The sequence below is a fragment of the Desulfovibrio piger genome (assembly GCF_012843875.1).
In the GTDB taxonomy this organism is placed as follows: domain Bacteria; phylum Desulfobacterota; class Desulfovibrionia; order Desulfovibrionales; family Desulfovibrionaceae; genus Desulfovibrio.
Window position 1 is genome coordinate 18400 of the sequence record NZ_JABAFY010000023.1, and the last position, 21690, is coordinate 40089.

A 21690-nucleotide genomic window follows, 5' to 3' on the forward strand; every position below is an offset into this window, starting at 1 on the left:
TGCTGCCTGAAGGAGATCCAGAACATGAAATTTGCCATCATCTATTACAGCAAGACCGGCCATACCCGTGAGATGGCCGAAGTCATCGCCCGCGGTCTGGCTGCTGCTGGCGGCGAGACCCGCTTCTTTTCCGTGGAAGAAGCCATGGATGCCGACTACATCGACCAGTGCGCCGGCGTCATTTTCGGGACGCCCACGTACCTGGCCAATACCTGCTGGCAGATGAATCAGTGGTTCGATGAAGGTTCCCGCGGTATCAAGCTGGCCGGCAAGCTGGGCGGGGTCTTCGCCACCGCCCACTATGCCCAGGGCGGTGCCGATGTGGCCATCATGACCCTGCTGCCTCATATGCTGGTCAAGGGCATGCTGGTCTATTCCGGCGGCGCTGCCCACGGCAAGCCCTACATCCATCTGGGTCCTGTGGCTCTGGATGCCGTGGGCAACCATTATGAGGAATGCAAGGCCGATTTCGAGATCTTCGGCCGCCGTTTCGCGGAAAAGGCCCGGGAACTGTTCCCCAATAAATAACTCTGCGGCCGGAGCGAAACGACACAGACGCCGGAAAAGCCCGGAGCTGCGTCCGTTATCCCGCTCTTTGCGCCGCATATGAAAAAGCGGTCTGCTCTTTTGGGAGGGCAGGCCGCTTTTTCGCTTCCCGGCAGGCAATGACGCCGTCCAGAGCATACAGGGAATACCTTTGTACCCCTTTCCCTGCCGCTATGCCTGCCCTCTTCCCCTACTGTCCCCATCGAGACGAAAGATAGCCGACCTTCCCGACGCCCTCATGGTACTTGTGCCTCTTTTTCCCGCTGCCTGAGACATCGTCCATGAGCACCGGGCTATGGGAACCGGCTTCGCTTCAGAGCTGCCGCTGCCGTGCCATGCTTGTGCTGTTGCCTGAAGGACTGATCCATATTTGAGCCAGGAGGACCTTTTCCCCTCTGTGGAGCAGTGATAATAGTTGCAGGGAGTCCATCCAGCAGCTGCAAGAGGATATATTTTTCAAACGGGGGAGGACCGGCTGCAGGGCAAACAGTCTTTACCTGCTCAAGCCCCTTGAACTGCTCCTGAGCTTTTGCCTGCCCAATACGGTAGCTCGTTATGCTTTGACCAAACAAAAAGGGCCGCCCCCGAAGGAGCGGCCCCATATCAGCTTTGAGCAAAAACCTTATTTGAAGGCCTTTTCAAAGTTGGGCACGACCTGCTTTTTGCGGCTCATCACGCCGGGCAGCCACACGCTGTCGCCGTCGGGCTTCACGCCGAAGGCCTTTTCGACCACGGCGGGATCGTCGGAGACGATCAGCATTTCAGAGCCTTCCTTCATGATGTCGGTCAGCAGCAGGAACACGCTGTGGCGGCCTTCGCCCTTGACCTTGGCGATTTCGGCTTTCAGGCCGTCTTTCACCTTGTCGAGGATGGACAGGTCGACGACTTCCAGCTGGCCGATACCGACCTTGTTGCCGTTCATGTCGAAGTCCTTGTAGTCACGGAAGACCAGGTCGGACATGGAGGCGCCGTCAACAGCGCTCTTCACGGTGAACATTTCCATACCGAGGGCCATGACGTCTTCCACGCCGGCGACCTTGGCCAGGGCTTCCACGGCCTTCTTGTCAGCTTCGGTACAGGTGGGGGACTTGAACATCACAGTGTCGGACAGGATGGCGCACAGCAGGCCACCGGCGATGGCTTTGGGCAGTTCCACACCGTAGAAGTCGTACATGTTTTTCAGCACGGTGCCGGTGCAGCCCACGGGCCAGATCCAGGCTTCCAGCGGGCTGGAGGTGGTCACATCGCCCAGCTTGTGGTGGTCAACGATACCCAGCACGGTGGCGGAGTCCATGCCCTTGGGGGCCTGGGCCAGGTCAGAGTAGTCGACCAGGTACAGGTCCTTACCGGCCACATCTTCCACAACCTGAGGAGCGGTCAGGCCGAACTTCTTCAGCACGAATTCGGTCTCAGGGGTAGGAGCACCCTGGGCGGCGGGGGTGACTTCAAAGCCACGCTTGCTGTACAGGTCAGCAGCGGCGATGGCGGAAATGATGCTGTCGGTATCGGGGTTCATGTGACCAAGAACGAGTGCAGCCATGGTATATCTCCTCTTTGGGAATTTCGTTGCACAGTTACGTGTGTAAGTTGCCTTACGCTTGTTACCTTTAGCACAAGACCTGGGGCTTGCCAAGCCCCCCATAAAAAAAAACCTGACTCGTTTTCCTGCAAAACAATATTTAACTATTTAATTTCTATTTATATTTTATTTTTATGACGAACTTGTGATTTTTTTATTTTTTCTGTGCCCTCGGATGCGCCTCATCATACAGGTGCATCAGCCGCTCCAGACTGACCCGCGTATAGCGCTGTGTGGTCGTCAAACGCTGGTGCCCCAGCAACTCCTGCACACTGCGCAGATCGGCACCGGCATCCAGCAGGTGGGTCGCGAACGAATGGCGCAAGGCGTGGGGAGAGACGGGCTCCACGCCCGCGTTATGGCACAGCCTTTCTATGCGACGCATGGCTTCACGGCGGTCGAGGCGGCCGCCCCGCGCGCCCACGAACAGGGCTTTCTCATGTTCGGGAGCCAGCGTCCCCCGCTGCTCGAGCCAGGCCCGCAATGCCGTCACGGACGTATCCGACAACGGTGACATGCGCTCGCGGGCCCCCTTGCCGAAAACTCGGGCAACACCCTCTTCCAGCCGCAAATCCGTCACATCGAGCCCCAGGGCTTCGGAGATGCGCAGGCCGGATCCGTACAACAGCTCCGCCAGAGCATGATCCCGGGCCGCCAGGGCATCGCCGGTGGCAGGGGGGATGCGGGGAGAACCGGACACGGCCAGGGCATCGGGGGTATCCAGCACGGCAAAAGCCTGATCCACATTAAGGACGCGGGGGTGGCGCTGCTCCTGTTTGGGATTGCGCACCTGGGCCGCCACATTGTTCTCCGTGCGTCCCATGCGCTGCTGATAACGGAAGAACGTCCGTGCCGCCGCGAGCTTGCGGGCCATGGAGCTTTTAGCCTCTCCCAGCGCGTACAGACGGGCCAGCCAGGCCTGGATATGCTTTTTGCTCACCTCGGCCGGACGGGCAAGGCTGGCGCCGCGCTGTGCGAGGAAAAGGGCCAGCTGGCGCAGGTCCGTCCCGTAGGCGATCTGCGTCGTAGGCGAAAGGCCCCGCTGCACGTCCAGCCAGGCCAGGAAAGCTTCGATCTCCAGAGTAGTGCGGGGATCGAGCTCCTCTTCCACCGTATCCTTTTCTATGTGTCGTCCCATCTATACGGCCTCGTAGCGTGCGCCCGGCAAGCGCCGGATGCGTCCCATTATCTCCAGCCCCAGCAGCACCGGCGCCAGCTCTGCGGGGCTGCGTCCCAAGGCGGCCCCCAGGGCATCCACATGCAAAGGGCCCTGCTCCCGCAGCAGCGGGATGATAGTATCCTGTGCCGGAGACGCGGCAGCTGTGTCCGTATCCCCGGCTCCTTGCGTCGGCCTCTCTTCCCCGTTGCCGGAGTCGGCCTTTGGCGGCGTGTCCGTCTCCGGCGGCATGCAGGCAAAAAGCGTACGGGACAGCCCCGTGCCCTCGGCTTCAGCCCGGCGGCGACGTTCTGCGGCTTCCCGCGTCAGATGGTCGGCCTGCACGCCAAAGTCACGCAATGGGCCGGCAAGGTCTTCCAGCACATCTTCCGGCGCGAACACCGGCTTGGCCCCCTGCCGGACAAGCTCCTGGCAGCCGAGGCTCTGACCGGACAGGGCCGCTCCCGGTACGGCATAGACTTCCCGCCCCTGCTCCAGCGCCAGGCGCGAGGTGATGAGGGTCCCGGAACGGCTGGCGGCCTCCACCACGACCACGCCCAGAGAAAGACCGCTGATGATGCGGTTGCGGACAGGGAAATTTTCCCGCAGGGCCGGTGTGCCGGGAGCAAATTCAGAGACCAGCAGGCCCTTTGCCGCCATCCTGTCATATAAACGGGTATTGGCCCGGGGATACGGAACATCTATGCCCGTCCCCAGGACGGCGATGCTGCTCCCTGTCCTGCTCAGCGCGGCTTCATGCGCCGCCTTGTCGATGCCCCAGGCCATGCCCGAGACCACCGTGATACCCCAGGAAGCAAAGGCTCCCGCCATATGTCCGGCCAGGGCCTGCCCCCGGGGCGTGGCCTTGCGCGAGCCGATGACGGCCACGGCCGGATTGGCCAGCAGAGAAAGATCCCCCAGACAGTACAGCAAAACAGGGGCGTCGGGCAGTGTACGCAGCAGGGCCGGATAAGCGGCTTCATGCCACTGGACGACGACAGCGTCCAAATCACGGACGGCATCCCATTCCGCCCGTGCCGTGACCCGCCATGAGCCTGTGGAGAGTTCGGCGGCCTTGCCTTTGTCCACCCCGGCATCGGCCCATCTTTCCCTGCCTTCCAGCGCGGCGAAGGCCGAACCGAAATGGCGGAGCAGCCGGTAGCAGGAACGGGCCCCCAATCCGCGGCAATGGCGCAGGGCAAGACCGGCCCAGTATTCACGCCGTGCGCGGTCATCCATATCGGTCCAGCGGGCAGACAAGGGAGCTGCGGGAGCCTGATCCGTCATGGCCGCACCAGTCCTTTTTTGCGAATGAGATCAGCCGCTGCGGACGAAGGGAAACGCTGCACCACCTGCCGGAAAACCTTGCCGGCGCCTGCCGTATCTCCCTGCTGCTTCAGGATCATCCCGGTACGCAACAGGGCATCGGCATTTTTATGGTGCCTGGGATACCGGGCCTCCACATTTCGGAAATGCGTCAGGGCCTCTTCGTTCCGGCCCTGGCTGGACAGGGCCTCGCCCAGCCAGTACTCGGCATTGGCCGCATAGGTCCCGGAAGGATGCTGTTCCAGCAAGGCCTGCATACGGGCCATGCCTTCGTCCAGACGGCCCGACAATATAAGATCCAGCCCTGCCTGATAAGCGGCCTTTTCATCGGTGACGGGAGCGGACGTGCCCGCCGTTGCCGTACCGGACGGGCTGTCTGTGCCGGGCGCAGGTCCTGCATCGTTGACCGCAGCAGGCTTTTCCGCACGCGCGGCCCCGGACGCCGTACCTGCTGCCGGTCTGGAAGCGGCGGCAGAAGTCACAGGCTTCCGTTTTTCGGACGTATCCGCGGAGGACGTCTGTGCGGAGGGGGCATCCTTAGCCCGGGCCGTCATGCCCTTCCCGGCAGCAGCGGGACTGGTGGTCGCGGCGGTCGCGGATGGTGTTTTTTCCCGGGAGGGGCTTTCGTGACCTGCATGCACCTCCTGCCCTTTTGCAACAGACTGCCCCGTCACTTCTGCGGCATCATCCCGCACCGCAGCCTCATTTTGACGGGATGAGGGCCCAGGCTCCACGGCCGGGGGCGGGCCTCCGGCCGTACCGTCAGCAGAGGCAGCTCCATCATGGACAGGCAGGGGGCACTGCCCCTGATCACACTGCAAGAACTCCTCACGCACAGGGCCACGGTAAGCATGCACGGGCCTGCTGCTCCCGGACCACGGCAGCTGCCAGCTTTCCTGCGATTGCTGTGCTTCCGCGGCCGGAACAGCTACGGGATGCGACAGGACAGCAAGGAAAAAGGACAGGCTAAGGGCATGTGCTTTCATGGGAGACTCCTGTCTTTTTTCTGCCCGATGCGCTCCGGCAATGCAAGCGCTGCTTGCAGCACAGCCATTTTTGAGGCACAACCAACACGAACTCGGCGTCTCCCTGCCGGAGAACCGGGATCCGGTGAATCTTTGGAGGAACAATGGGGAACTTTTTAGAGAGCGTGCGCGCCTTCATCGCTGACAATCCGCTGCTGCAGACAGGGCTGGACATGGGGAGCATCATTGTGCCCTTTGCCCTGCTCTATGCCTATTTCGGCCTTACCTTCATCGCCATCTGCGGCGAGATCATAGCCCTGCGGCGCAAACGTTCCGCTTACAACAAATGTGCGCGGCAGCTGGCCTGCCTGAGCATGCTGCTGGGCTGGCTCATGCTGCTGGGGGGGCGTTTGTGGCTCATCATGGCGCTGGACGGTTTCGACTCCTACAGCATCATCGTCCTGCTCAGCGAAGCCACCTGGATGATGTTCGGTTTTGCGGCCATCGTTTCCTGCTGCTACTTCATGCTCTGGAAATTCCTGGCCAATTATCCCGTACTGCACATCGTCCTGGGCGCCATCGCCTTCCTGCAGGGCCTGATGACCTGTGTGGGCGTCATGGCCGTCACCCGCCTGTACAATGCCCTTTCCCTGCCTGAGGCCAGCAGCATCACCATCCCGCAGCTGTTCACGCCCCAGTTCGGTCAGGCTTACCTGAGCGCCCTGTGCTATACCCTGCCCCTGATCTTTGCCCTTGCCGGCGGCTTTGGCGCCGTGTGGCTGCTCCTGCGCCGCAAGGCCGATGACTTTGGCCGGGACTATTACAATACCATGGTCCCCTGGTGCACGCGCTGGGCCCGCAATGCCTGGGCCCTGCTCTGGCTGCTGCTGGTGGCATCCAGCGGGCTGGAGATCTGGCAGACCTGGCAGACCACCGGTGTGTTCATGCAGCAGGATGCTATCTTCCAGAGCCTCCGCGTGCTGCTCTGGCTTGTGCCCGCCCTGCTCTGGACCTTGGTCGCGCGCAGCGCCACTCCGCTGCGCCAGAAGCCTGCCCTTGTGATCGGCCTGCTGCTGTCCATGGGCTTCACCCTACCCTACTTTATGGAACTGATCCGGCTTTAGCCGATACGACAGCCAGTGTGCCGCCATTCCTGGGAGGCATGCTGGCTGTCGTGCGTCCGGGCCGCTATCAGGAACGTTGCCCATGCCTCACGAATCGCCTGAAAAAAATTTCTATCCCCTTTTTCTGGACCTGAGCGGCCTGCACTGCCTTGTGGCCGGTCTGGGGGGCGTCGGCAGTCGCAAACTGCAGGGCCTGCTGCATTGCGCACCGGCCTCGATCCTGGCCCTGGACATGGAAGCCCCTGCCGCAGAGCTGCGTCCGCTGCTGGAGCAGCCCTGCGTCCGTTTCGAGCAGCGGCCCTTCCGTGACGAAGATCTGGACGGTCGTCAGCTTGTCTTCGCCGCCACAGGCAATGCCGAGGTCAACAGGCATATCGCCCTCCTCTGCCGGGAACGCCATATCCTGTGCAACTGTATCGATGCCCCGGCGGAAGGCTCGTTCATCGTGCCCGCCGTGGCCCGCTCCGGCTGCATGGCGCTGGCCCTTTCCACCGGCGGCGCCAGCCCGGCCCTTTCCCGGCGCTGGAAGGGCGAGCTGACGACCTGGCTGGAGGCCCGCCAGAAAATGGTCCGTCTGATGGGACGGTTGCGTCCCATGGTCCTTGCCTTGCACGACGAGACAGGGCACAATACGGCCCTGTTCCGCGCTCTGGCCCAGTCGCCCCTGCAGGATCATCTGCAACAGGGCGACCGGCAGGCGTGCCTGCGCTGTCTGCAGGCCCTGCTGCCGCCAAAGCTGCACGACCGCATCCCGGAGTTGCTTGATGTTATCGCCTGAGACCTCCACCCTACTGACCCTGTGTTGTTACGGCGCTGCCACTGTGGCCGGTCTGGCCGGCATGCTGCTGCGCAATGCCTTCTGGCGGCGGCTGGGCTGCTGGCTGGCGGGGCTGGGATTCGTCTGCCAGACGTTTTCCCTCCTGCTCGGCTTCCACAAGACCATGCCCACGGGCCTGAGCCTTGGCGGCTATCTGCAGATGCTGGCCTGGTTCGTCCTGCTGTGCGGCCTTGTCAGCCGTCTGCGCTACAAGCAGGAAGCCCTGCTCCTGCTGGCCACGCCGCTGGCCCTCATCCTGTTCGCCGTTTCCGCCCCGTACCTTTCCGCCGTGGTGCAGGTGCCTCCCCAGCTCAAGGGCTCTTTCAACGCCCTGCACGTGGGGGCGCTGTTCCTCAGCATGGGCCTCATGACCCTGGCCTTTGCCGCCAGCTCCCTGTTCCTGTTCCTGGAACGGCGCATCAAAAGCAAGCAGCGCATGGAAGGGTTCTGGCAGGACATGCCGGCCCTCTCCCTGCTGGACAAGATCAACGCCTTCGGCGTGGCGGCCTCGTTCCCGCTGTACACGCTGGGTGTGGTCTCCGGCCTGTTCTGGGCCAAGCCCGTCTACGGCGCCACCTTTACCGGTGACCCCAAGGAAGTGGTCAGCATCATCGTCTGGCTGCTCATGGCCTATGTGTTCCACGGCCGTCTGGCCACCGGCTGGCGCGGCCGCAAGCCTGCCCGCCTGATGGTGCTGGTCTTCGGTCTGAGCCTTTTCTCCATCGTGGTCGTCAATACCCTGATGGAAACACATCATTCCTTCATCAAACCTTAATCCACCGACGTTGATATGGATTGTGATATCGTACTTGTTGGCCTGAACCATCGCACCGCCGGTGTGGACGTGCGCGAACGTTTCGCCCTTGTGGATTTTTGCAGCCGGGAAAACTGGGCCCTGCCGTGTGACGACGTCATCGGTGAAGCCATGATCCTTTCCACCTGCAACCGTGTGGAACTGCTTGCCACCGGTCATGGCGATGTGGCGGGCCGTATCCTGGAACGCTGGGCCACCGCACGCGGTACCGACCCCGAAGAGCTCCGGCCCTATGTCTACATCTACAAGAACATGGATGCCGTGCGGCACCTGTTCTCCGTGGCTTCCAGCCTGGATTCCATGATCCTGGGCGAGCCCCAGATCCTGGGGCAGCTCAAGAGCGCCTACCGCAAGGCGGCCGCCTGCCACGCCACCGGCGTGATCCTCAACCGCCTGCTGCACAAGGCGTTCTCCGTGGCCAAACGCGTGCGCACCGAGACCGCCGTGGCCTCCAGCGCCGTGTCCATCAGCTATGCCGCCGTGGAACTGGCCAAGCGCATCTTCGGCGAGATGCAGCACCACAAGGCCATGCTGGTGGGCGCCGGTGAGATGGCCGAACTGGCCGCCACCCACCTGCTCCAGGCCGGTGTGGACGAGATCCTGGTGGCCAACCGTACGTTCTCGCGCGGTGAGGAACTGGCACGTCAGTTCAATGGCCGGGCCCTGCCTTTTGAATCCCTGGCCTCCCATCTGACGGAGGTGGACATCATCATCACGTCCACCGGTTCGCCGGATCCCGTCATCCGTGCCCGTGACATCCGCGGCGTGCTCAAGGCGCGCAAGAACCGGCCCATGTTCTTCATCGACATCGCCGTCCCCCGCGACATCGACCCCGACGTCAACGGCCTGGACAACGTCTACCTTTACGATATCGACGACCTCAAGGAAGTGGTGGAAGAAAACCTGGCCACCCGTCGCGACGAGGCCCAGAAAGCCGCCGAGATCGTGGACGAGGAAGTGGACATCTTCCGGCAGTGGCTGTGCAGTCTGGACGTGCAGCCCACCATCGTGGACCTCATCCAGCACGGCGAGAACGCCGCCCATGAAGAAGTGGCCCGTACCCTGAAGCGTCTGGGCCATGTGGACGACGCCACGCGCGAGGCCATCGAGGTCATGGCGCTGGCTCTGGTCCGCAAACTGAACCACGATCCCATCATGTTCCTCAAGCGCGGCACCATGTCGCAGGAAGGCAGTGCGCCGCGCATCAGCCTCATGCGCCGCATCTTCAACCTTGACCAGGGCTGTACCTGTAGTGCCCGGAACAACGGAGAGCACGAATAATGCGCTATTTCCTCATCGATGACCTGCGTGCCGAAGAGACCAAGCGTCTGTGCGAACATCTGGATGCCATGGATCTGGGCGCCGGTCTGGACGGCATCTACTGGCTGCCCATCCCTGCTCATATGCTCAGCGCCGTGCAGAAGGAACACGAAAGCCAGTGCGGCCCCTATGTCATGGCGCTGGAATGCGAAGAGACCAGCCTGCGTCTGGAGCTGCTGGTGCGCGCCCGGGGCCGCATCCGCTGCGAATGTGTGGCCTATGCGTCGCCCGAACTGCAGCGGCACATGATGGACTACATCACGGATACCCTGAAAGAACTCAAGATCCCCAACTAAACGGAATGCCCTGCGGCATGATCCCCGTCCCCGAACTGCAAGCGCTCCCTTCCCGGCTGGCCCGCCTGTGCCTAGATGTGGAGCGCTTTTGTCGTCACAGCCTGAAGATGGCTGATGGCGATACTTGGTTGCTGGCCGTTTCCGGCGGCGCGGATTCGACAGCCCTTTTATGCATCATGGCTCTGCTGGCCCCCCAGCATGACTGGCAGCTGCATGTGGCGACAGTGGACCATCAGCTGCGGCCGGAATCCGCCGAAGATGCCGCCTTCGTGGCCGGGCTCTGCCGGGGCTGGCGCATCCCCTGCCGCATCCTGACGGCGGATGTGCCCCGGCTGGCACGACAGGTGGGGCTGGGTACGGAAGAAGCGGCCCGGCGGGCGCGCTATGCCCTGCTGGAGCAAGCCCGTCAGGCTTGCGGCGCTTCAGCCATCCTGCTGGGACATCACCGGAGCGATGTGACCGAAGACCAGATGCTCCGCTTTCTGCGCGGTACCGGCTGGCCGGCACTGGGCGGCATGCGGGCCGAGGACGCGGAACGGCATCTGCTGCGTCCCCTGCTCCGCACGGACAAGCATGCCCTGAGAGAGCTGCTGCACTGCTGCGGCATCCTCTGGCGGGAAGACGCCAGCAATGCGGACACCCGCTATACCCGTAACCGTCTGCGGCATACCCTCCTCCCTCTCCTGCGGCAGGAGAATCCCCGCCTTGAGGACAGCTGCCTCAATCTCTGGGAGCTGGCAGGTATCGACGGGGAGTACTGGCAGCAGGAGCTGGAACACCATCTTGCCCGCACGCCCTGGCAGGAGGCGCCCGGCAGCATCACCCTGCCCCGCGCACTGTTGCGGGAGACGCATGCGGCTCTGCGGCTGCGTCTTTACCACCGGGCCGTGGCCCGGCTGGCCCGGCTCTCCGGCGGCCAGGCCCGTTCCGCCACGTTGCTGGCCCTGGATCAGGCCTGGCAGGAAGGCCGGGGCGGTACCACCTTTCAGCTGCCCGGCAGTATCATGGCCCATCTCAAGGGGGGCAGCATCCGCTTTTACGTCGAAAAACGGCAGGCTGTTCGGAAAAGCTGAGGAATTGCGCCACGCGCTGATGGCAACAGCGTGGCCTGCTTGTCTCCTGCACAGGAACCCGTCTTCCGCCCGGCACATCTTCCCTCAACGGCAGTGCGTATACAGTTCCTTCCTTCTGCCGAAACGGCATATGTCCGGGGCTTCCCCATCCCCAAGCCTCACGCCCGACCTTCTTTTCCAGCGCAGGCATAAAAAAAGAGCGTACCGGCAAGGTACGCTCCTCTTTTTTTCGTTGATGCAATAAAAGGCTCAGTCCTTCAGGATCAGTTCCCGCACAGCCCGGATGATATCCGGTGCCCGCAGGCCCACCAGCTCGCGCAACTGGGCCTGGGAACCGTGTTCCACGAAGGCATCGCCGATACCCAGACGGCGGATGCGCTGGCCGCGCAGCAGGCCGTCATCGGCCCAGCGCTCCAGCACGGCCGAGGCAAAACCGCCTGCCAGGCAGCCTTCTTCCACAAAAACGATACGGTCGAACGTGCGGGCGATCTCGGCCAGCTGCGCCGCAGGCAGCGGCTTGAGCCAGATGGGATCGAAGACCAGCGGCCGGAAGCCGAACTCTTTTTCGATGGCTGCCGCGGCTTCCAGAGCCGGGCGCACACGGTTGCCCACGGCCACGATGGCCACCCGTTCCCCTTCCTGCATGATCTCGCCCTGAGCAGAAGGCAGCAGACGCAGTTCGGCATCCAGCGAGACCCCCATACCGGCACCGCGCGGATAGCGTACGGCGCAGGGCCCACCGGCCGTGGTGGCCGTCAGCAGACAATGACGCAACATGTTCTCGTCACGGGGCGCCAGCAGCGTCATCTCGGGGATATGGCGCAAGTAGGCGATATCGAAGACACCATGATGCGTGGCCCCGTCCTCGCCCACCAGACCGGCCCTGTCCACACAGAAGGTCACGGGCAGTTTCTGCAGACAGACGTCATGGACGATCTGGTCATAGGCCCGCTGCAAAAAGGTGGAATAGATGGCCACCACGGGATGGAAGCCGCTGGCCGCCAGACCGGCGGCAAAGGTGACGGCGTGCTGTTCGCAGATGCCCACATCCACGAAGCGTTCCGGGAAGCGCTCTTCAAAAAGGTTCGTCCCGGTGCCTTCAGGCATGGCTGCCGTGATGGCCAGCAGACGGTCGTCTTTTTCCGCCAGCTCGACCAGGGTCTTGCCGAAGATGCCGGTAAAGGAAGGCGTCTTGTTGCTGCTGGGGATGAGCAGGCCCGTTTCCGGCTCGAAGTGGCCCACACCATGGAAATGTGTGGGGTCTTTCTCCGCCGGGGCATAGCCCTTGCCCTTGCAGGTGCGTACATGCAGCAGCACCGGTCCGTCTTCCACGGCTGCAGCCATCTGCAAATGACGGCACAGGGCGGGCAGGTCGTGCCCGTCCACAGGCCCGATATAGGTGAAGCGGAAGGCCTCGAACAGCATGCCGGGCGTGAAAAAGGACTTGAAGCTCCATTCGCCGCGCATGGCATACAGGGCCAGCTTCTGGCCGATGCGGGGGATGGAGCGCAAAAGCTGGAGCACATCCTTACGCGTCTGCCGCACCCAGCGCCGGGACAGCGTACGGCTCAGGAACAGGGACAGGGCCCCCACATTGGGCGAGATGGAGATCTCGTTGTCGTTGAGCACCACGATGAGCCGCCGTCCCATATGCCCGGCCAGGTTCAGGCCTTCAAAGGCCTCGCCTGCCGTCAGGGAACCGTCACCGATGACGGCCAGCACATGTTCCTTGCCGCCGGCCAGATCGCGGGCCATGGCCATGCCAAGGGCCGCCGAGATGGACGTGGAGGAATGCCCCACCCCAAAGCGGTCATAGGGGCTCTCGCTGCGGCGCGGGAAGCCCGCGAGGCCCCCCAGGGTGCGCAGGGTGTGGAACTGGGAAGCGCGTCCGGTCAGCAGCTTGTAGGCGTAGGCCTGATGCCCCACGTCCCAGACGATCTTGTCCTGCTCCATGTTGAAGGTATGCAGCAGGGCCAGGGTCAGTTCCACGACCCCCAGCGAAGGAGCCAGATGCCCGCCGTTCTTGGACACCACATCGATGATGCGCTTGCGCAGCTCCGCAGCCAGCAGCGGGAGCTGTTCGTCAGAAAGATCCATCACCTGTTTCGGTGAGGTCAGGCTGTCCAGCAGGGACTGTGCAGTGTTTTCCGTCATTTCTCAGGCCGCTCTCGTGATGGTGTACTCGGCAAGGGCGCGCAGGAATTCGGCCTCGGGACCGCTGAACCCGGCCAGCGCGGCGCAGGCGGCATCCGCCTGTTCGCGGGCCAGGCGGCGGCTCTCGTCAAGCCCCACCAGCGCAGGATAGGTGTTCTTGCCCTGTTCGGCATCGCTGCCGGCGGGCTTGCCCAAGGTGGCCGTGTCGGAAACGACGTCCAGGATGTCGTCCGCGATCTGGAAAGCCACCCCCAGCGCAGCACCGTAACGGCCGATGCGCTCGCACACATCGTCGGCAGCTCCGGCCAGCAGCGCACCGCACACGCAGGAGGCCCGCAGCAGGGCCCCGGTCTTCATGGCATGCATGCGGCGCAGCTCCGCCATGCTCACGGGCGGCAGGCCGGTGTAGAGCATGTCCCATTCCTGTCCGCCCACCATGCCGGACGAACCGGCGGCACGGGCAAATTCCGCCACGGCCCGCAGCACCTGACCGGCGGGCAGCTCCATCCGGCACATATGGGCAAAGGCATCCGTCAGCAGGGCATCCCCGGCCAGGATGGCCGTGGCCTCGTCGAATGCCTTGTGGTTGGAGGGCTTGCCGCGGCGCAAATCGTCGTCATCCATGGCGGGCAGATCGTCGTGGATCAGGGAATAGGTATGGACCATCTCGATGGCGGAGGCGAAGGGCAGCACGTCCTCCGGCTTCAGGCCGCACAGGGCGGCACAGCTCAGGCACAGGACAGGGCGCAAACGCTTGCCGCCCGCCTGCAGGCTGTACAGCATGGATTCCCGCAACCGGGGCGGCATCTCCTGCCCGTCAAGACAGGTCGCCAGATAGCTTTCCACCAGCTTCCCGCGTTCTTTCAGCAGGGATTTCATGGCTTCTGTAGACATCATCATCGTTGCTCCACACTCTGTTGCAGGGAATCTTCCATATTTTCTTCCGGCCGGAACGCCCGGACCTGTCCTTCCTGCCAGACCGTCAGCTGCTGCCGGGCCTGCTCCAACTGGCGCCGGCATTGCAGGGAACATTCCATGCCTTCCTGATACAGGGCCATCCCCTCTTCCAGCGACGGCTGCCCGTTCTCCAGGGCTTCCACGATCTCCTGCAGGCGCGCCATGCGCTCTTCAAAGGTCAGGTTCTTCTTGCTCGTTCTGGCTTTCATGCTTCATCATCTCCGGGCAGCGGGACGTGCTTCCAGCAGAGGTTCCGGGTCCACCGCCTGTCCCAGGACGACCAGGGAAAGATGCAGATGCGGGCCCGTGACCCGTCCCGTGGACCCAACTTTGCCGATGACCTGGCCACGCCGGACCACATCGCCCGGCCGGACAAGGATACGGGACATGTGCAGGTAAGAAGTGAACACTCCCTGCCCGTGGTCAATATATACGGCATTGCCGGAAAAATACAAATCGTCGGCCAGCACGACCCGGCCGTCGGCGCAGGCCAGGATGGGCGTCCCTTCCGCACCGCGCAAATCGAGCCCGCGATGCACGCCGCGCGGCTGGTCATTGAAGACCCGCTTGAGCCCGAACTTGCTGGACACGCTCCCCGGCACAGGTCGCGCAAAAGGGGCCGTCCACAAACGGTCCGGGCTGTAGTTGTCCAGGGCCTTGCCGGCCTTTTCACGGTCCCTGCGGATGCGTTCCTGCACCTCTGCCGGGGGATCCACATATTTTTTGTCCACCCGCAGGGCCTGCACCGGACGCTTTTTGTCAAACAGGGCCACGCGGGCCTCCGCCTGCTGTCCGTCCTGCGTCCGCATTTTCAGGGCAAGGCTCTTGGCGCTGCTGTCCAGCGGGACAGGCAGCAGAAACTCCGCCTGCCAGCCGCTCCCTGACGGCTGTGCCGCCATGACATGCTCACGCTCCAGCCAGAAGACGGTCACAGGACGGGCAGGGCCGTCACCGGAGACCTGCACGCGGATGGCATCACCGCGGGCCGCCCGTGCGGGAACGTCCAGATGTATGGCCGCCATGGCCGGGAAAGACCACAGCAGGAACAGGACCACTGCCCCCAGGATGCCGCTTACCGGCCGTTGGAAAAAAGAAGACTGTTCAGGCATGCTCCCCTCCCTGTCCGTCATGAGGATGCACCGCGGTGATCCTGGCTTCCAGCTCCCCGTCCTGTAACAGGATGCGCACGTCCTGCCCGGTGCTGCTCTGCCCGGTCGAAGACAGCACGCGCCCTTCGTCCGTGCGTACCACGGCATAGCCGCGCCCCAGCGGAGCCAGCGGATTGCAGGCCGCCAGACGCAGTTCCAGACATTCCAGCCCGTGCCCGCGATGCGAGACACGCTCCTGCCCCAGATGCGCCAGATCACGCGTGCAATCCCGCACGGCCTGCTCACGACCGCGCACCATCAGATGCACGGCATTGCCAAGCTTTTGCTCCAGCAGGGCAAGACGCTGCTGCAGATGTGCCAGCCGTCCCGGCCCCGTGAGGGCCCGCAAACGCTCCTGGCTGTGCTGCAGGCTGCGCTCACGATCCCGCACCAGGCGTTCCCCGGCCTGGAGCAAACGCTGCCGCCACTGCTGCCATTGCTGCCCCGCCCCTTCAAGACGGCGGGCGGGCGAACACAGGCGCAGGCCGCGCTCGCAACGCTGGAGCCGGTCTTCCTGCCGTTGCAGCCACCCCTGGCGTGCGCGCTCCAGCGCCAGGGAAAGCTCGTCCAGGCGCTGCCAGTATTCGCGCCGCAAGGGCCAGAGCAGCTGGGCCGCGTGGGAAGGGGTAGCCGCACGAACGTCGGCCGTCATGTCGGCCAGGGTCACGTCCACTTCATGGCCGATACCGGCAAGCACCGGGATTTTTGAGGAAAAAATGGCGGTCGCCACTTCTTCCTCGTTGAAGCACCAAAGGTCTTCCAGCGAACCGCCGCCCCGGATGATCACCGCGACCTGTGCCCAGCCCTGGCGGTTGATCTCGTCCAGGGCCCGGCAGATCTGCCCGGCAGCGCCCTCCCCCTGCACCCTCACCGGGAACAGGCGCACTTCGGCCCCCAGGCCCCGCACGGAGGCCAGTTCCATGAAGTCATGGATGGCAGCCCCGGCAGGTGACGTCACCAGCGCCACGCGGCTGGGACTGGCAGGCAGCGGACGTTTGCGCTCCGCGGCAAAAAAACCGCGGGCAGCCAGCGCCTGTTTGCGCTCCTCGAAGGCCTGGGCCAGCAGGCCCTGCCCCCCGGCCTGCACCAGTTCCACGATCAGCTGGTATCGGCCGCGCGGCCCGTAGACACTGATCTGCCCGGCACAGAACAATTCGGAGCCCTGCCGCAGCAGACGTACGGGATCCGGCCGGGGCTCGGCGAAGATCTCGCCGGTCAGGGGGTCGAAGTTCCGGCCGCGTATCTGGCGGTCCCGGAACCAGACGCATTGCAGCTGGGCACCGGCATCCTTGAGGGTAAAATAGATATGCCCGGATCCGGGGAAAGACAGTTCGCCTATCTCGCCCCGGACCCAGACGAAGGGGAAGGCCCCCTCCAGAGTACGACGCATCCTGTCCGTCAGTTCAGTGACGGACAGGATGCGCTCTTGTTCACACGCAGCGGGCATGCAGGGGCTCCGCTGTCAGCCGTCCTAGGCGCGGCGCTCGGCCCAGGCCTTGCGCACGCCTTCCATCCACTGGGGCAGCGCGGTCTCCAGGGCATCCACGGGCAGTTCGCCCTTTTCGCCCGTACGGCGGTCCTTGCATTCCAGCACGCCGCGGGACAGGCCCTTGCCGCCCAGCACCAGCTGCATGGGCGCACCGATGAGGTCGGCATCCTTGAACTTGACGCCGGGGCGCTCTTCACGGTCGTCCAGGAGCACGGTCACACCGGCCTTGCACAGCATGGCGTAGATCTCTTCGGCCTTGGCGCGAACTTCTTCCTTGCCGGGGTCGAGGTTGAGCAGGATGCATTCCACAGGAGCCACGGTGGGCGGGAAGATGATGCCGTGCTCGTCGTGGTTCTGCTCGATGGCGGAGGCCACCACGCGGGAGATGCCGATGCCGTAGCAGCCCATGATCATGACGTTTTCCTTGCCGTTCTCGTCCAGATACACGGCATGCATGGCGTCGCTGTACTTGGTGCCCAGCTTGAAGATGTGGCCCACTTCGATGCCCTTGGGCAGCTCGATGGCGCCGCCGCAGCGCGGGCAGGGGTCGCTCAGGGTGATGCAGCGCAGGTCGGCGTAGGCCGTGACCTTCACGTCGCGGCGCAGGTCCACGTGCACCAGATGCGCGTCAGCGGCGTTGGCGCCCACCACATAATCGGTGGCACCCTGCAGCTCGAGGTCGGCGTAGATGGGCACATCCAGGCCCACGGGACCGGCAAAGCCCAGAGGCGCGGCCGTGACCTTTTCCACCACGGCGGCCGGAGCCAGTTCCACGGTGGTGGCGTTGAGCAGGTTCTTGAGCTTGATGTCGTTGACTTCGCGGTCGCCGCGCACCAGCACGGCCACGGTCTTGCCGTCCACCACGAAGAGCATGGTCTTGACCACCTGCGAAGGAGCCACCTTGAGCATGGCGCTCACTTCTTCCACGGTGTGGGCCGCAGGCGTGGCGACCTTTTCGTAGGAGGCGCAGGTCTCGGTGCAGGGGGTGCCGTTCCAGACCACTTCGGCGCGTTCCACGTTGGCGGCATAGCTGCATTCGGTGCAGGCGGCGATGGTGTCTTCGCCGGTATCGGCCAGCACCATGAACTCGTGCGAGAAATTGCCGCCGATGGAGCCGGTGTCGGCTTCCACGGCGCGGAAGCGCAGGCCCAGACGCTTGAAGATGCGGCAGTAGGCGTCGTACATCAGCTTGTAGCTTTCGTCGGCACCGGCATCGCTGGAATCGAAGGAATAGGCGTCCTTCATGACGAATTCACGGCCGCGCATCAGGCCGAAGCGGGGACGGATCTCGTCGCGGAACTTGGTCTGGATCTGGTACAGACGCACGGGCAGCTGGCGGTAGGAGCGCACTTCGCCGCGCACCAGGTCGGTGATGACTTCCTCATGCGTGGGGCCAAGGCAGTAATCGCGGTCGTTGCGGTCCTTGAAGCGCAGCAGCTCCTTGCCGTAGTACTCCCAGCGGCCGGTCTCTTTCCAGAGGTCGCCGGGGATGACCATGGGCATGAGCAGCTCGGAGAAACCGGCGGCGTCCATTTCCTCGCGCACCACGCGCTGCACGTTTTCCAGGGCCTTCAGGCCCAGAGGCAGATAGATGTACACGCCGGAGGTGAGCTTGCGGACCATGCCGGCGCGCAGCAGCAGCTTGTGGCTGACCACTTCCGCTTCGGAAGGGGATTCCTTGAGCGTGGGGATGTAGGTGGAGCTGAAACGCATCAGTGAGTTTCCTTTTCTTTAAGCAGTCGTTGAAGTTCTTCCATAAAAGCCGCGAGCAGGGCGTCCTGTCCCTTGACGGAACGGATGACTTCCCCCTTGCGGAAAATGATGCCTTTGTCGCGGCCGCCGGCCACGCCCAGATCGGCCTCGCGGGCCTCACCGGGGCCGTTGACCACACAGCCCATGACCGCGACCTTGATGTCCGCCGTGGATTCGGCCAGCGCATCCTCTACGGCACGCGCCAGACCGAAGAGGTCGATCTCCGTGCGCCCGCAGGTGGGACAGGAGATGATCTCCGGCCCGCGACGGCGCAGCCCCAGGGCCCGCAGGATCTCCCAGGCCACGGTCACTTCCTCGGCAGGATCGGCCGTGAGCGAGACGCGCAGGGTGTCGCCGATGCCCTCGTGCAGCAAAATGCCCAGACCCACAGCGGACTTGACCGTGCCGCGCATGAGCCCGCCCGCCTCGGTGACGCCGATGTGCAGCGGATAGTCGCAGGACTTTGCCAGCAGGCGGTAGGCCGCAATGGTATCGAGCACCGAAGAGGACTTGAGGGAGATCTTGGTATCGTAGAAGCCCCGGTCCTCCAGCATGCGCACATGGCTGAGCGCGCTCTCCACCATGGCCTCAACGCAGGGGCCGCCGTACTTCTGCAGCAGATGCTTTTCCACGGAACCGGAATTGACGCCCACCCGGATGACGCCGCCGTTGGCCTTGGCGGCATCCACCACGCGATCCACATGCTCGCGGGGCCCGATGTTGCCGGGATTGATGCGCAGGCCCTCCAGTCCGGCTTCCAGGGCAGCCAGCGCCAGACGGTAGTCGAAATGGATGTCCGCGATGAGGGGCACGGGCGAAGCGTCACGCAGGGCCCGCAAGGCCTTGGCCGCCGTCATGTCGGGCACGGCCACGCGCACCGCTTCGCAACCGCGGCGCACAAGGCGGTCGATCTGGGCCAGCGTGGCTTCCACGTCACGGGTATCGGTATTGGTCATGCTCTGCACCATCACCGGCGCGCCGCCGCCGATGGCCAGCTTACCCAGCCTGATGCCCCGGCTGATACGTTTTTCCTGCATGGCAGACCTCGAAAAAATTGGTTTGCAACAAAAGTGCCGCCAGTGTCTTATGCTATTTCAGCAGGCAAGCCAAGTCCTGTAGGGGCCGGAAACATGGCGGCGCCACTCCCCGCATCCAGGACACCGAATCATGCCGCACGCCGGGGCAGGCTGTCCATCTCCAGCGCGGCCCATGCGGCCTTCCGCTGCCGCCGCACTTGCCAGCCGTACGGCTTTTGCCTATAAACTCCCCATTCCAACGACATGTTCCGGGCGCTCCTGCGCCTTTTTCCCGCCTGCGCCACCGGCGCATGGCCCTGAACTTCCAAGCCCGCAAGGAGAGGCCATGTCCCTCAGCATCGGCATTGTGGGTCTGCCCAACGTGGGGAAATCCACCCTGTTCAACGCCCTGACCAAGGCTCAGAACGCGCAGGCCGCCAACTATCCTTTCTGTACCATTGAACCCAACAAGGCCACCGTGGCCGTGCCCGACGAGCGCGTGGACGCGCTTTCGGCCAAGGTCTCGCCCAAGAAGACTATCCACGCCAGCGTGGACTTCATCGACATCGCCGGTCTGGTGCGCGGCGCCAGCAAGGGCGAAGGCCTGGGCAACCAGTTCCTGGGCAACATCCGCGAATGCGCCGCCATCGTGGAAGTGGTGCGCTGCTTCGAGGATGAGAACATCACCCATGTGGACGGCAGCGTGGATCCCCTGCGCGACATCGATACCATCGAGACCGAACTTTTGCTGGCCGACCTGCAGAGCGTGGAACGCCGCCTGGAAAAGCTGCAGAAGATGGCCAAGGGCAGCAAGGACGCCAAGGCCGCCGCAGAGATCATGCAGGGCCTGCTGGAGCACCTCAATGCCGGTAACGGCGCCCGCTCCTTCGAACTGCCCGACAACGAGACCTTCCTCCAGTCCTGGCGTGAACTGGGCCTGCTGACCGCCAAGCCCGTCATCTACTGCGCCAACGTGGACGAAGCCGCCGTGGCCGACGGCAACGACTTTGTGGCCCGCGTGCAGCAGCTGGCCGAAGAACGCCATTCCGGTTTCGCCTGCATCTGCGCCAAGCTGGAAGAAGAGCTGCAGGGCCTTTCCGCCGAGGAACAGGCCGAGATGCTCTCCTCCTACGGCATCTCGGAAAGCGGCCTGGTGCGCATCATCCGTACCGGCTACGATACGCTGGGCCTGTGCAGCTACTTCACCGCCGGCCCCGACGAAGTGCGCGCCTGGACCATCCACAAGGGCTGGAAGGCTCCCCAGGCTGCCGGTGTCATCCACACCGACTTCGAACGCGGCTTCATCCGCGCCGAAGTCATCTCCTACGCCGACTACATGAGCCACGAAAGTGAAGCCGCCTGCCGCTCCGACGGCGTGCTGCGCGTGGAAGGCAAGGAATACGTGGTGCAGGACGGCGACGTCATGCACTTCCTGTTCAACGTCTAGTAGCGGCAACAGGTCTGCGATCTTCACGAGGGACGGCGACAGCCGTCCCTTTTTTTATGCCTCCCGGCAGCACGGACAAAAGCACAGCAGGCTCCTGCCGCAACCCGGATGCCTCCCTGACTCCTTCTTTGCCTTTCAATCATCCTTGCGACGATTGGACAATTTTTAGCGTCGATTTGATATTTCCCCCTCACTGCGGCCGCGCTAGGTTCGTTCCATGATCTTCCTCAAGGAGCTTGCCATGCGACGCAGATCCCTTCTTCCCCTTCTGGTCATCCTGATGTTCCTGTTCCCGCTGCTTCAGGCGGGAAACAGCCCTGCCAAAGGCCTGGACGGGCGGCAGCAGAGCATGGTGCTCGTGGCCGCCTACACCGCCAATGGTGATCTGGAACGCCTGCGCCCTGCCCTGGGCCAGGCGCTGGACGCCGGATTGACCATCAATGAAATCAAGGAAGTCCTGACCCATCTGTATGCCTACGTCGGCTTTCCCCGCAGTCTGAACGGGCTGCAGGTCTTCATGGAAGTCCTGGAGCAGCGCCGTGCCCGTGGCATCACGGATGCGGAAGGAAAAGCCGCCTCTCCCCTGCCCTCCACCCTGGACCGGGATGCGTACGGCGCCCGTGTCCGGGCCGACCTAGATAGTGTCGTCAAATTATGTTTGCCCACAAAGATATGCATCTGATTTGAACGGCGGCAAGAAAAGATGCACAT

General features: G+C 63.6%; 20 protein-coding genes. 9 read left to right on the forward strand and 11 right to left on the reverse strand.

Features of this window, described 5'->3' with window-relative positions:
• Positions 1-24 precede the first annotated feature (24 nt).
• Positions 25-528, forward strand: coding sequence for a flavodoxin family protein (locus tag HF854_RS07250; RefSeq protein ID WP_168935695.1), 504 nt, complete (start codon positions 25-27; stop codon positions 526-528).
• Positions 529-1168: 640 nt separating this feature from the next.
• On the opposite strand, the gene HF854_RS07255 is transcribed toward HF854_RS07250, so the two are convergent.
• The 4 genes from HF854_RS07255 to ybgF form a co-directional block, all read right to left on the reverse strand.
• Positions 1169-2086, reverse strand: coding sequence for a manganese-dependent inorganic pyrophosphatase (locus tag HF854_RS07255; RefSeq protein WP_040369259.1), 918 nt, complete (start codon positions 2084-2086; stop codon positions 1169-1171).
• Between the two features lie 193 nt (positions 2087-2279).
• Complete coding sequence (locus HF854_RS07260; protein WP_168935696.1) at positions 2280-3263, reverse strand: tyrosine recombinase XerC; 984 nt, start codon at positions 3261-3263, stop codon at positions 2280-2282.
• Positions 3264-4568, reverse strand: a complete 1305-nt coding sequence (gene dprA, locus HF854_RS07265; protein WP_168935697.1) for a DNA-processing protein DprA — start codon at positions 4566-4568, stop codon at positions 3264-3266.
• Positions 4565-5089: a tol-pal system protein YbgF gene (ybgF, locus tag HF854_RS07270; protein WP_168935698.1), complete on the reverse strand. Its 525-nt coding sequence runs from the start codon at positions 5087-5089 to the stop codon at positions 4565-4567. Before ybgF ends, dprA begins: the two co-directional genes overlap by 4 nt.
• A gap of 647 nt (positions 5090-5736) precedes the next feature.
• Between ybgF and HF854_RS07275 the strand changes: the two genes are divergently transcribed.
• The 6 genes from HF854_RS07275 (at position 5737) to tilS (ending at position 11016) form a co-directional block, all read left to right on the forward strand.
• A complete protein-coding gene (locus tag HF854_RS07275; protein WP_168935699.1) occupies positions 5737-6696 on the forward strand; it encodes a hypothetical protein in 960 nt (319 codons plus the stop codon).
• Between the two features lie 82 nt (positions 6697-6778).
• Positions 6779-7474 (forward strand): precorrin-2 dehydrogenase/sirohydrochlorin ferrochelatase family protein, encoded by a 696-nt coding sequence (locus HF854_RS07280; protein WP_168935700.1) that lies wholly within the window; start codon positions 6779-6781, stop codon positions 7472-7474.
• Complete coding sequence (locus tag HF854_RS07285) at positions 7461-8288, forward strand: cytochrome C assembly family protein (protein ID WP_168935701.1); 828 nt, start codon at positions 7461-7463, stop codon at positions 8286-8288. Before HF854_RS07280 ends, HF854_RS07285 begins: the two co-directional genes overlap by 14 nt.
• A 15-nt stretch (positions 8289-8303) precedes the next feature.
• Entirely contained in the window at positions 8304-9608 is a 1305-nt protein-coding gene (hemA, locus tag HF854_RS07290) for a glutamyl-tRNA reductase (protein WP_168935702.1), read from the forward strand.
• Complete coding sequence (locus tag HF854_RS07295) at positions 9608-9943, forward strand: hypothetical protein (RefSeq protein ID WP_168935703.1); 336 nt, start codon at positions 9608-9610, stop codon at positions 9941-9943. Before hemA ends, HF854_RS07295 begins: the two co-directional genes overlap by 1 nt.
• Positions 9944-9960: 17 nt before the next feature.
• Positions 9961-11016: a tRNA lysidine(34) synthetase TilS gene (gene tilS, locus HF854_RS07300; protein WP_168935704.1), complete on the forward strand. Its 1056-nt coding sequence runs from the start codon at positions 9961-9963 to the stop codon at positions 11014-11016.
• Between the two features lie 249 nt (positions 11017-11265).
• Here the strand turns inward: tilS and dxs are convergent, their stop codons facing one another.
• The 7 genes from dxs to ispG are packed head-to-tail and all read right to left on the reverse strand — an operon-like array spanning position 11266 to position 19553.
• Entirely contained in the window at positions 11266-13170 is a 1905-nt protein-coding gene (dxs, locus tag HF854_RS07305) for a 1-deoxy-D-xylulose-5-phosphate synthase (protein ID WP_168935705.1), read from the reverse strand.
• Between the two features lie 3 nt (positions 13171-13173).
• Positions 13174-14067 (reverse strand): polyprenyl synthetase family protein, encoded by an 894-nt coding sequence (locus tag HF854_RS07310; protein WP_168935713.1) that lies wholly within the window; start codon positions 14065-14067, stop codon positions 13174-13176.
• Entirely contained in the window at positions 14067-14336 is a 270-nt protein-coding gene (gene xseB, locus HF854_RS07315) for an exodeoxyribonuclease VII small subunit (RefSeq protein ID WP_168935706.1), read from the reverse strand. The genes HF854_RS07310 and xseB overlap by 1 nt, the downstream gene beginning before the upstream one ends.
• Positions 14337-14342: 6 nt before the next feature.
• Positions 14343-15236, reverse strand: a complete 894-nt coding sequence (locus HF854_RS07320) for a M23 family metallopeptidase (protein ID WP_240937686.1) — start codon at positions 15234-15236, stop codon at positions 14343-14345.
• Positions 15229-16722, reverse strand: coding sequence for an exodeoxyribonuclease VII large subunit (gene xseA, locus HF854_RS07325; protein WP_168935708.1), 1494 nt, complete (start codon positions 16720-16722; stop codon positions 15229-15231). The genes HF854_RS07320 and xseA overlap by 8 nt, the downstream gene beginning before the upstream one ends.
• Before the next feature lie 24 nt (positions 16723-16746).
• Entirely contained in the window at positions 16747-18477 is a 1731-nt protein-coding gene (locus HF854_RS07330; RefSeq protein WP_168935709.1) for a proline--tRNA ligase, read from the reverse strand.
• Positions 18477-19553, reverse strand: a complete 1077-nt coding sequence (ispG, locus tag HF854_RS07335; RefSeq protein WP_168935710.1) for a flavodoxin-dependent (E)-4-hydroxy-3-methylbut-2-enyl-diphosphate synthase — start codon at positions 19551-19553, stop codon at positions 18477-18479. The genes HF854_RS07330 and ispG overlap by 1 nt, the downstream gene beginning before the upstream one ends.
• A gap of 325 nt (positions 19554-19878) precedes the next feature.
• Here ispG and ychF point away from each other — a divergent pair, with 325 nt between their 5' ends.
• Both ychF and HF854_RS07345 read left to right on the forward strand, forming a co-directional pair.
• Positions 19879-20979 (forward strand): redox-regulated ATPase YchF, encoded by a 1101-nt coding sequence (ychF, locus tag HF854_RS07340; RefSeq protein WP_006005438.1) that lies wholly within the window; start codon positions 19879-19881, stop codon positions 20977-20979.
• Positions 20980-21220: 241 nt separating this feature from the next.
• Positions 21221-21661: a carboxymuconolactone decarboxylase family protein gene (locus tag HF854_RS07345; RefSeq protein ID WP_240937687.1), complete on the forward strand. Its 441-nt coding sequence runs from the start codon at positions 21221-21223 to the stop codon at positions 21659-21661.
• Positions 21662-21690 lie beyond the last annotated feature (29 nt).

Coding starts and splice junctions, on each gene's coding strand:
- HF854_RS07250 (WP_168935695.1), top strand. CDS start 25: ATGAAATTTGCCATCATCTATTACAGCAAGACCGGCCATACCCGTGAG.
- HF854_RS07255 (WP_040369259.1), bottom strand. CDS start 2,086: ATGGCTGCACTCGTTCTTGGTCACATGAACCCCGATACCGACAGCATC.
- HF854_RS07260 (WP_168935696.1), bottom strand. CDS start 3,263: ATGGGACGACACATAGAAAAGGATACGGTGGAAGAGGAGCTCGATCCC.
- dprA (WP_168935697.1), bottom strand. CDS start 4,568: ATGACGGATCAGGCTCCCGCAGCTCCCTTGTCTGCCCGCTGGACCGAT.
- HF854_RS07275 (WP_168935699.1), top strand. CDS start 5,737: ATGGGGAACTTTTTAGAGAGCGTGCGCGCCTTCATCGCTGACAATCCG.
- HF854_RS07280 (WP_168935700.1), top strand. CDS start 6,779: ATGCCTCACGAATCGCCTGAAAAAAATTTCTATCCCCTTTTTCTGGAC.
- HF854_RS07285 (WP_168935701.1), top strand. CDS start 7,461: ATGTTATCGCCTGAGACCTCCACCCTACTGACCCTGTGTTGTTACGGC.
- hemA (WP_168935702.1), top strand. CDS start 8,304: ATGGATTGTGATATCGTACTTGTTGGCCTGAACCATCGCACCGCCGGT.
- HF854_RS07295 (WP_168935703.1), top strand. CDS start 9,608: ATGCGCTATTTCCTCATCGATGACCTGCGTGCCGAAGAGACCAAGCGT.
- tilS (WP_168935704.1), top strand. CDS start 9,961: ATGATCCCCGTCCCCGAACTGCAAGCGCTCCCTTCCCGGCTGGCCCGC.
- dxs (WP_168935705.1), bottom strand. CDS start 13,170: ATGACGGAAAACACTGCACAGTCCCTGCTGGACAGCCTGACCTCACCG.
- HF854_RS07310 (WP_168935713.1), bottom strand. CDS start 14,067: ATGATGTCTACAGAAGCCATGAAATCCCTGCTGAAAGAACGCGGGAAG.
- xseB (WP_168935706.1), bottom strand. CDS start 14,336: ATGAAAGCCAGAACGAGCAAGAAGAACCTGACCTTTGAAGAGCGCATG.
- HF854_RS07320 (WP_240937686.1), bottom strand. CDS start 15,236: ATGCCTGAACAGTCTTCTTTTTTCCAACGGCCGGTAAGCGGCATCCTG.
- xseA (WP_168935708.1), bottom strand. CDS start 16,722: ATGCCCGCTGCGTGTGAACAAGAGCGCATCCTGTCCGTCACTGAACTG.
- HF854_RS07330 (WP_168935709.1), bottom strand. CDS start 18,477: ATGCGTTTCAGCTCCACCTACATCCCCACGCTCAAGGAATCCCCTTCC.
- ispG (WP_168935710.1), bottom strand. CDS start 19,553: ATGCAGGAAAAACGTATCAGCCGGGGCATCAGGCTGGGTAAGCTGGCC.
- ychF (WP_006005438.1), top strand. CDS start 19,879: ATGTCCCTCAGCATCGGCATTGTGGGTCTGCCCAACGTGGGGAAATCC.
- HF854_RS07345 (WP_240937687.1), top strand. CDS start 21,221: ATGCGACGCAGATCCCTTCTTCCCCTTCTGGTCATCCTGATGTTCCTG.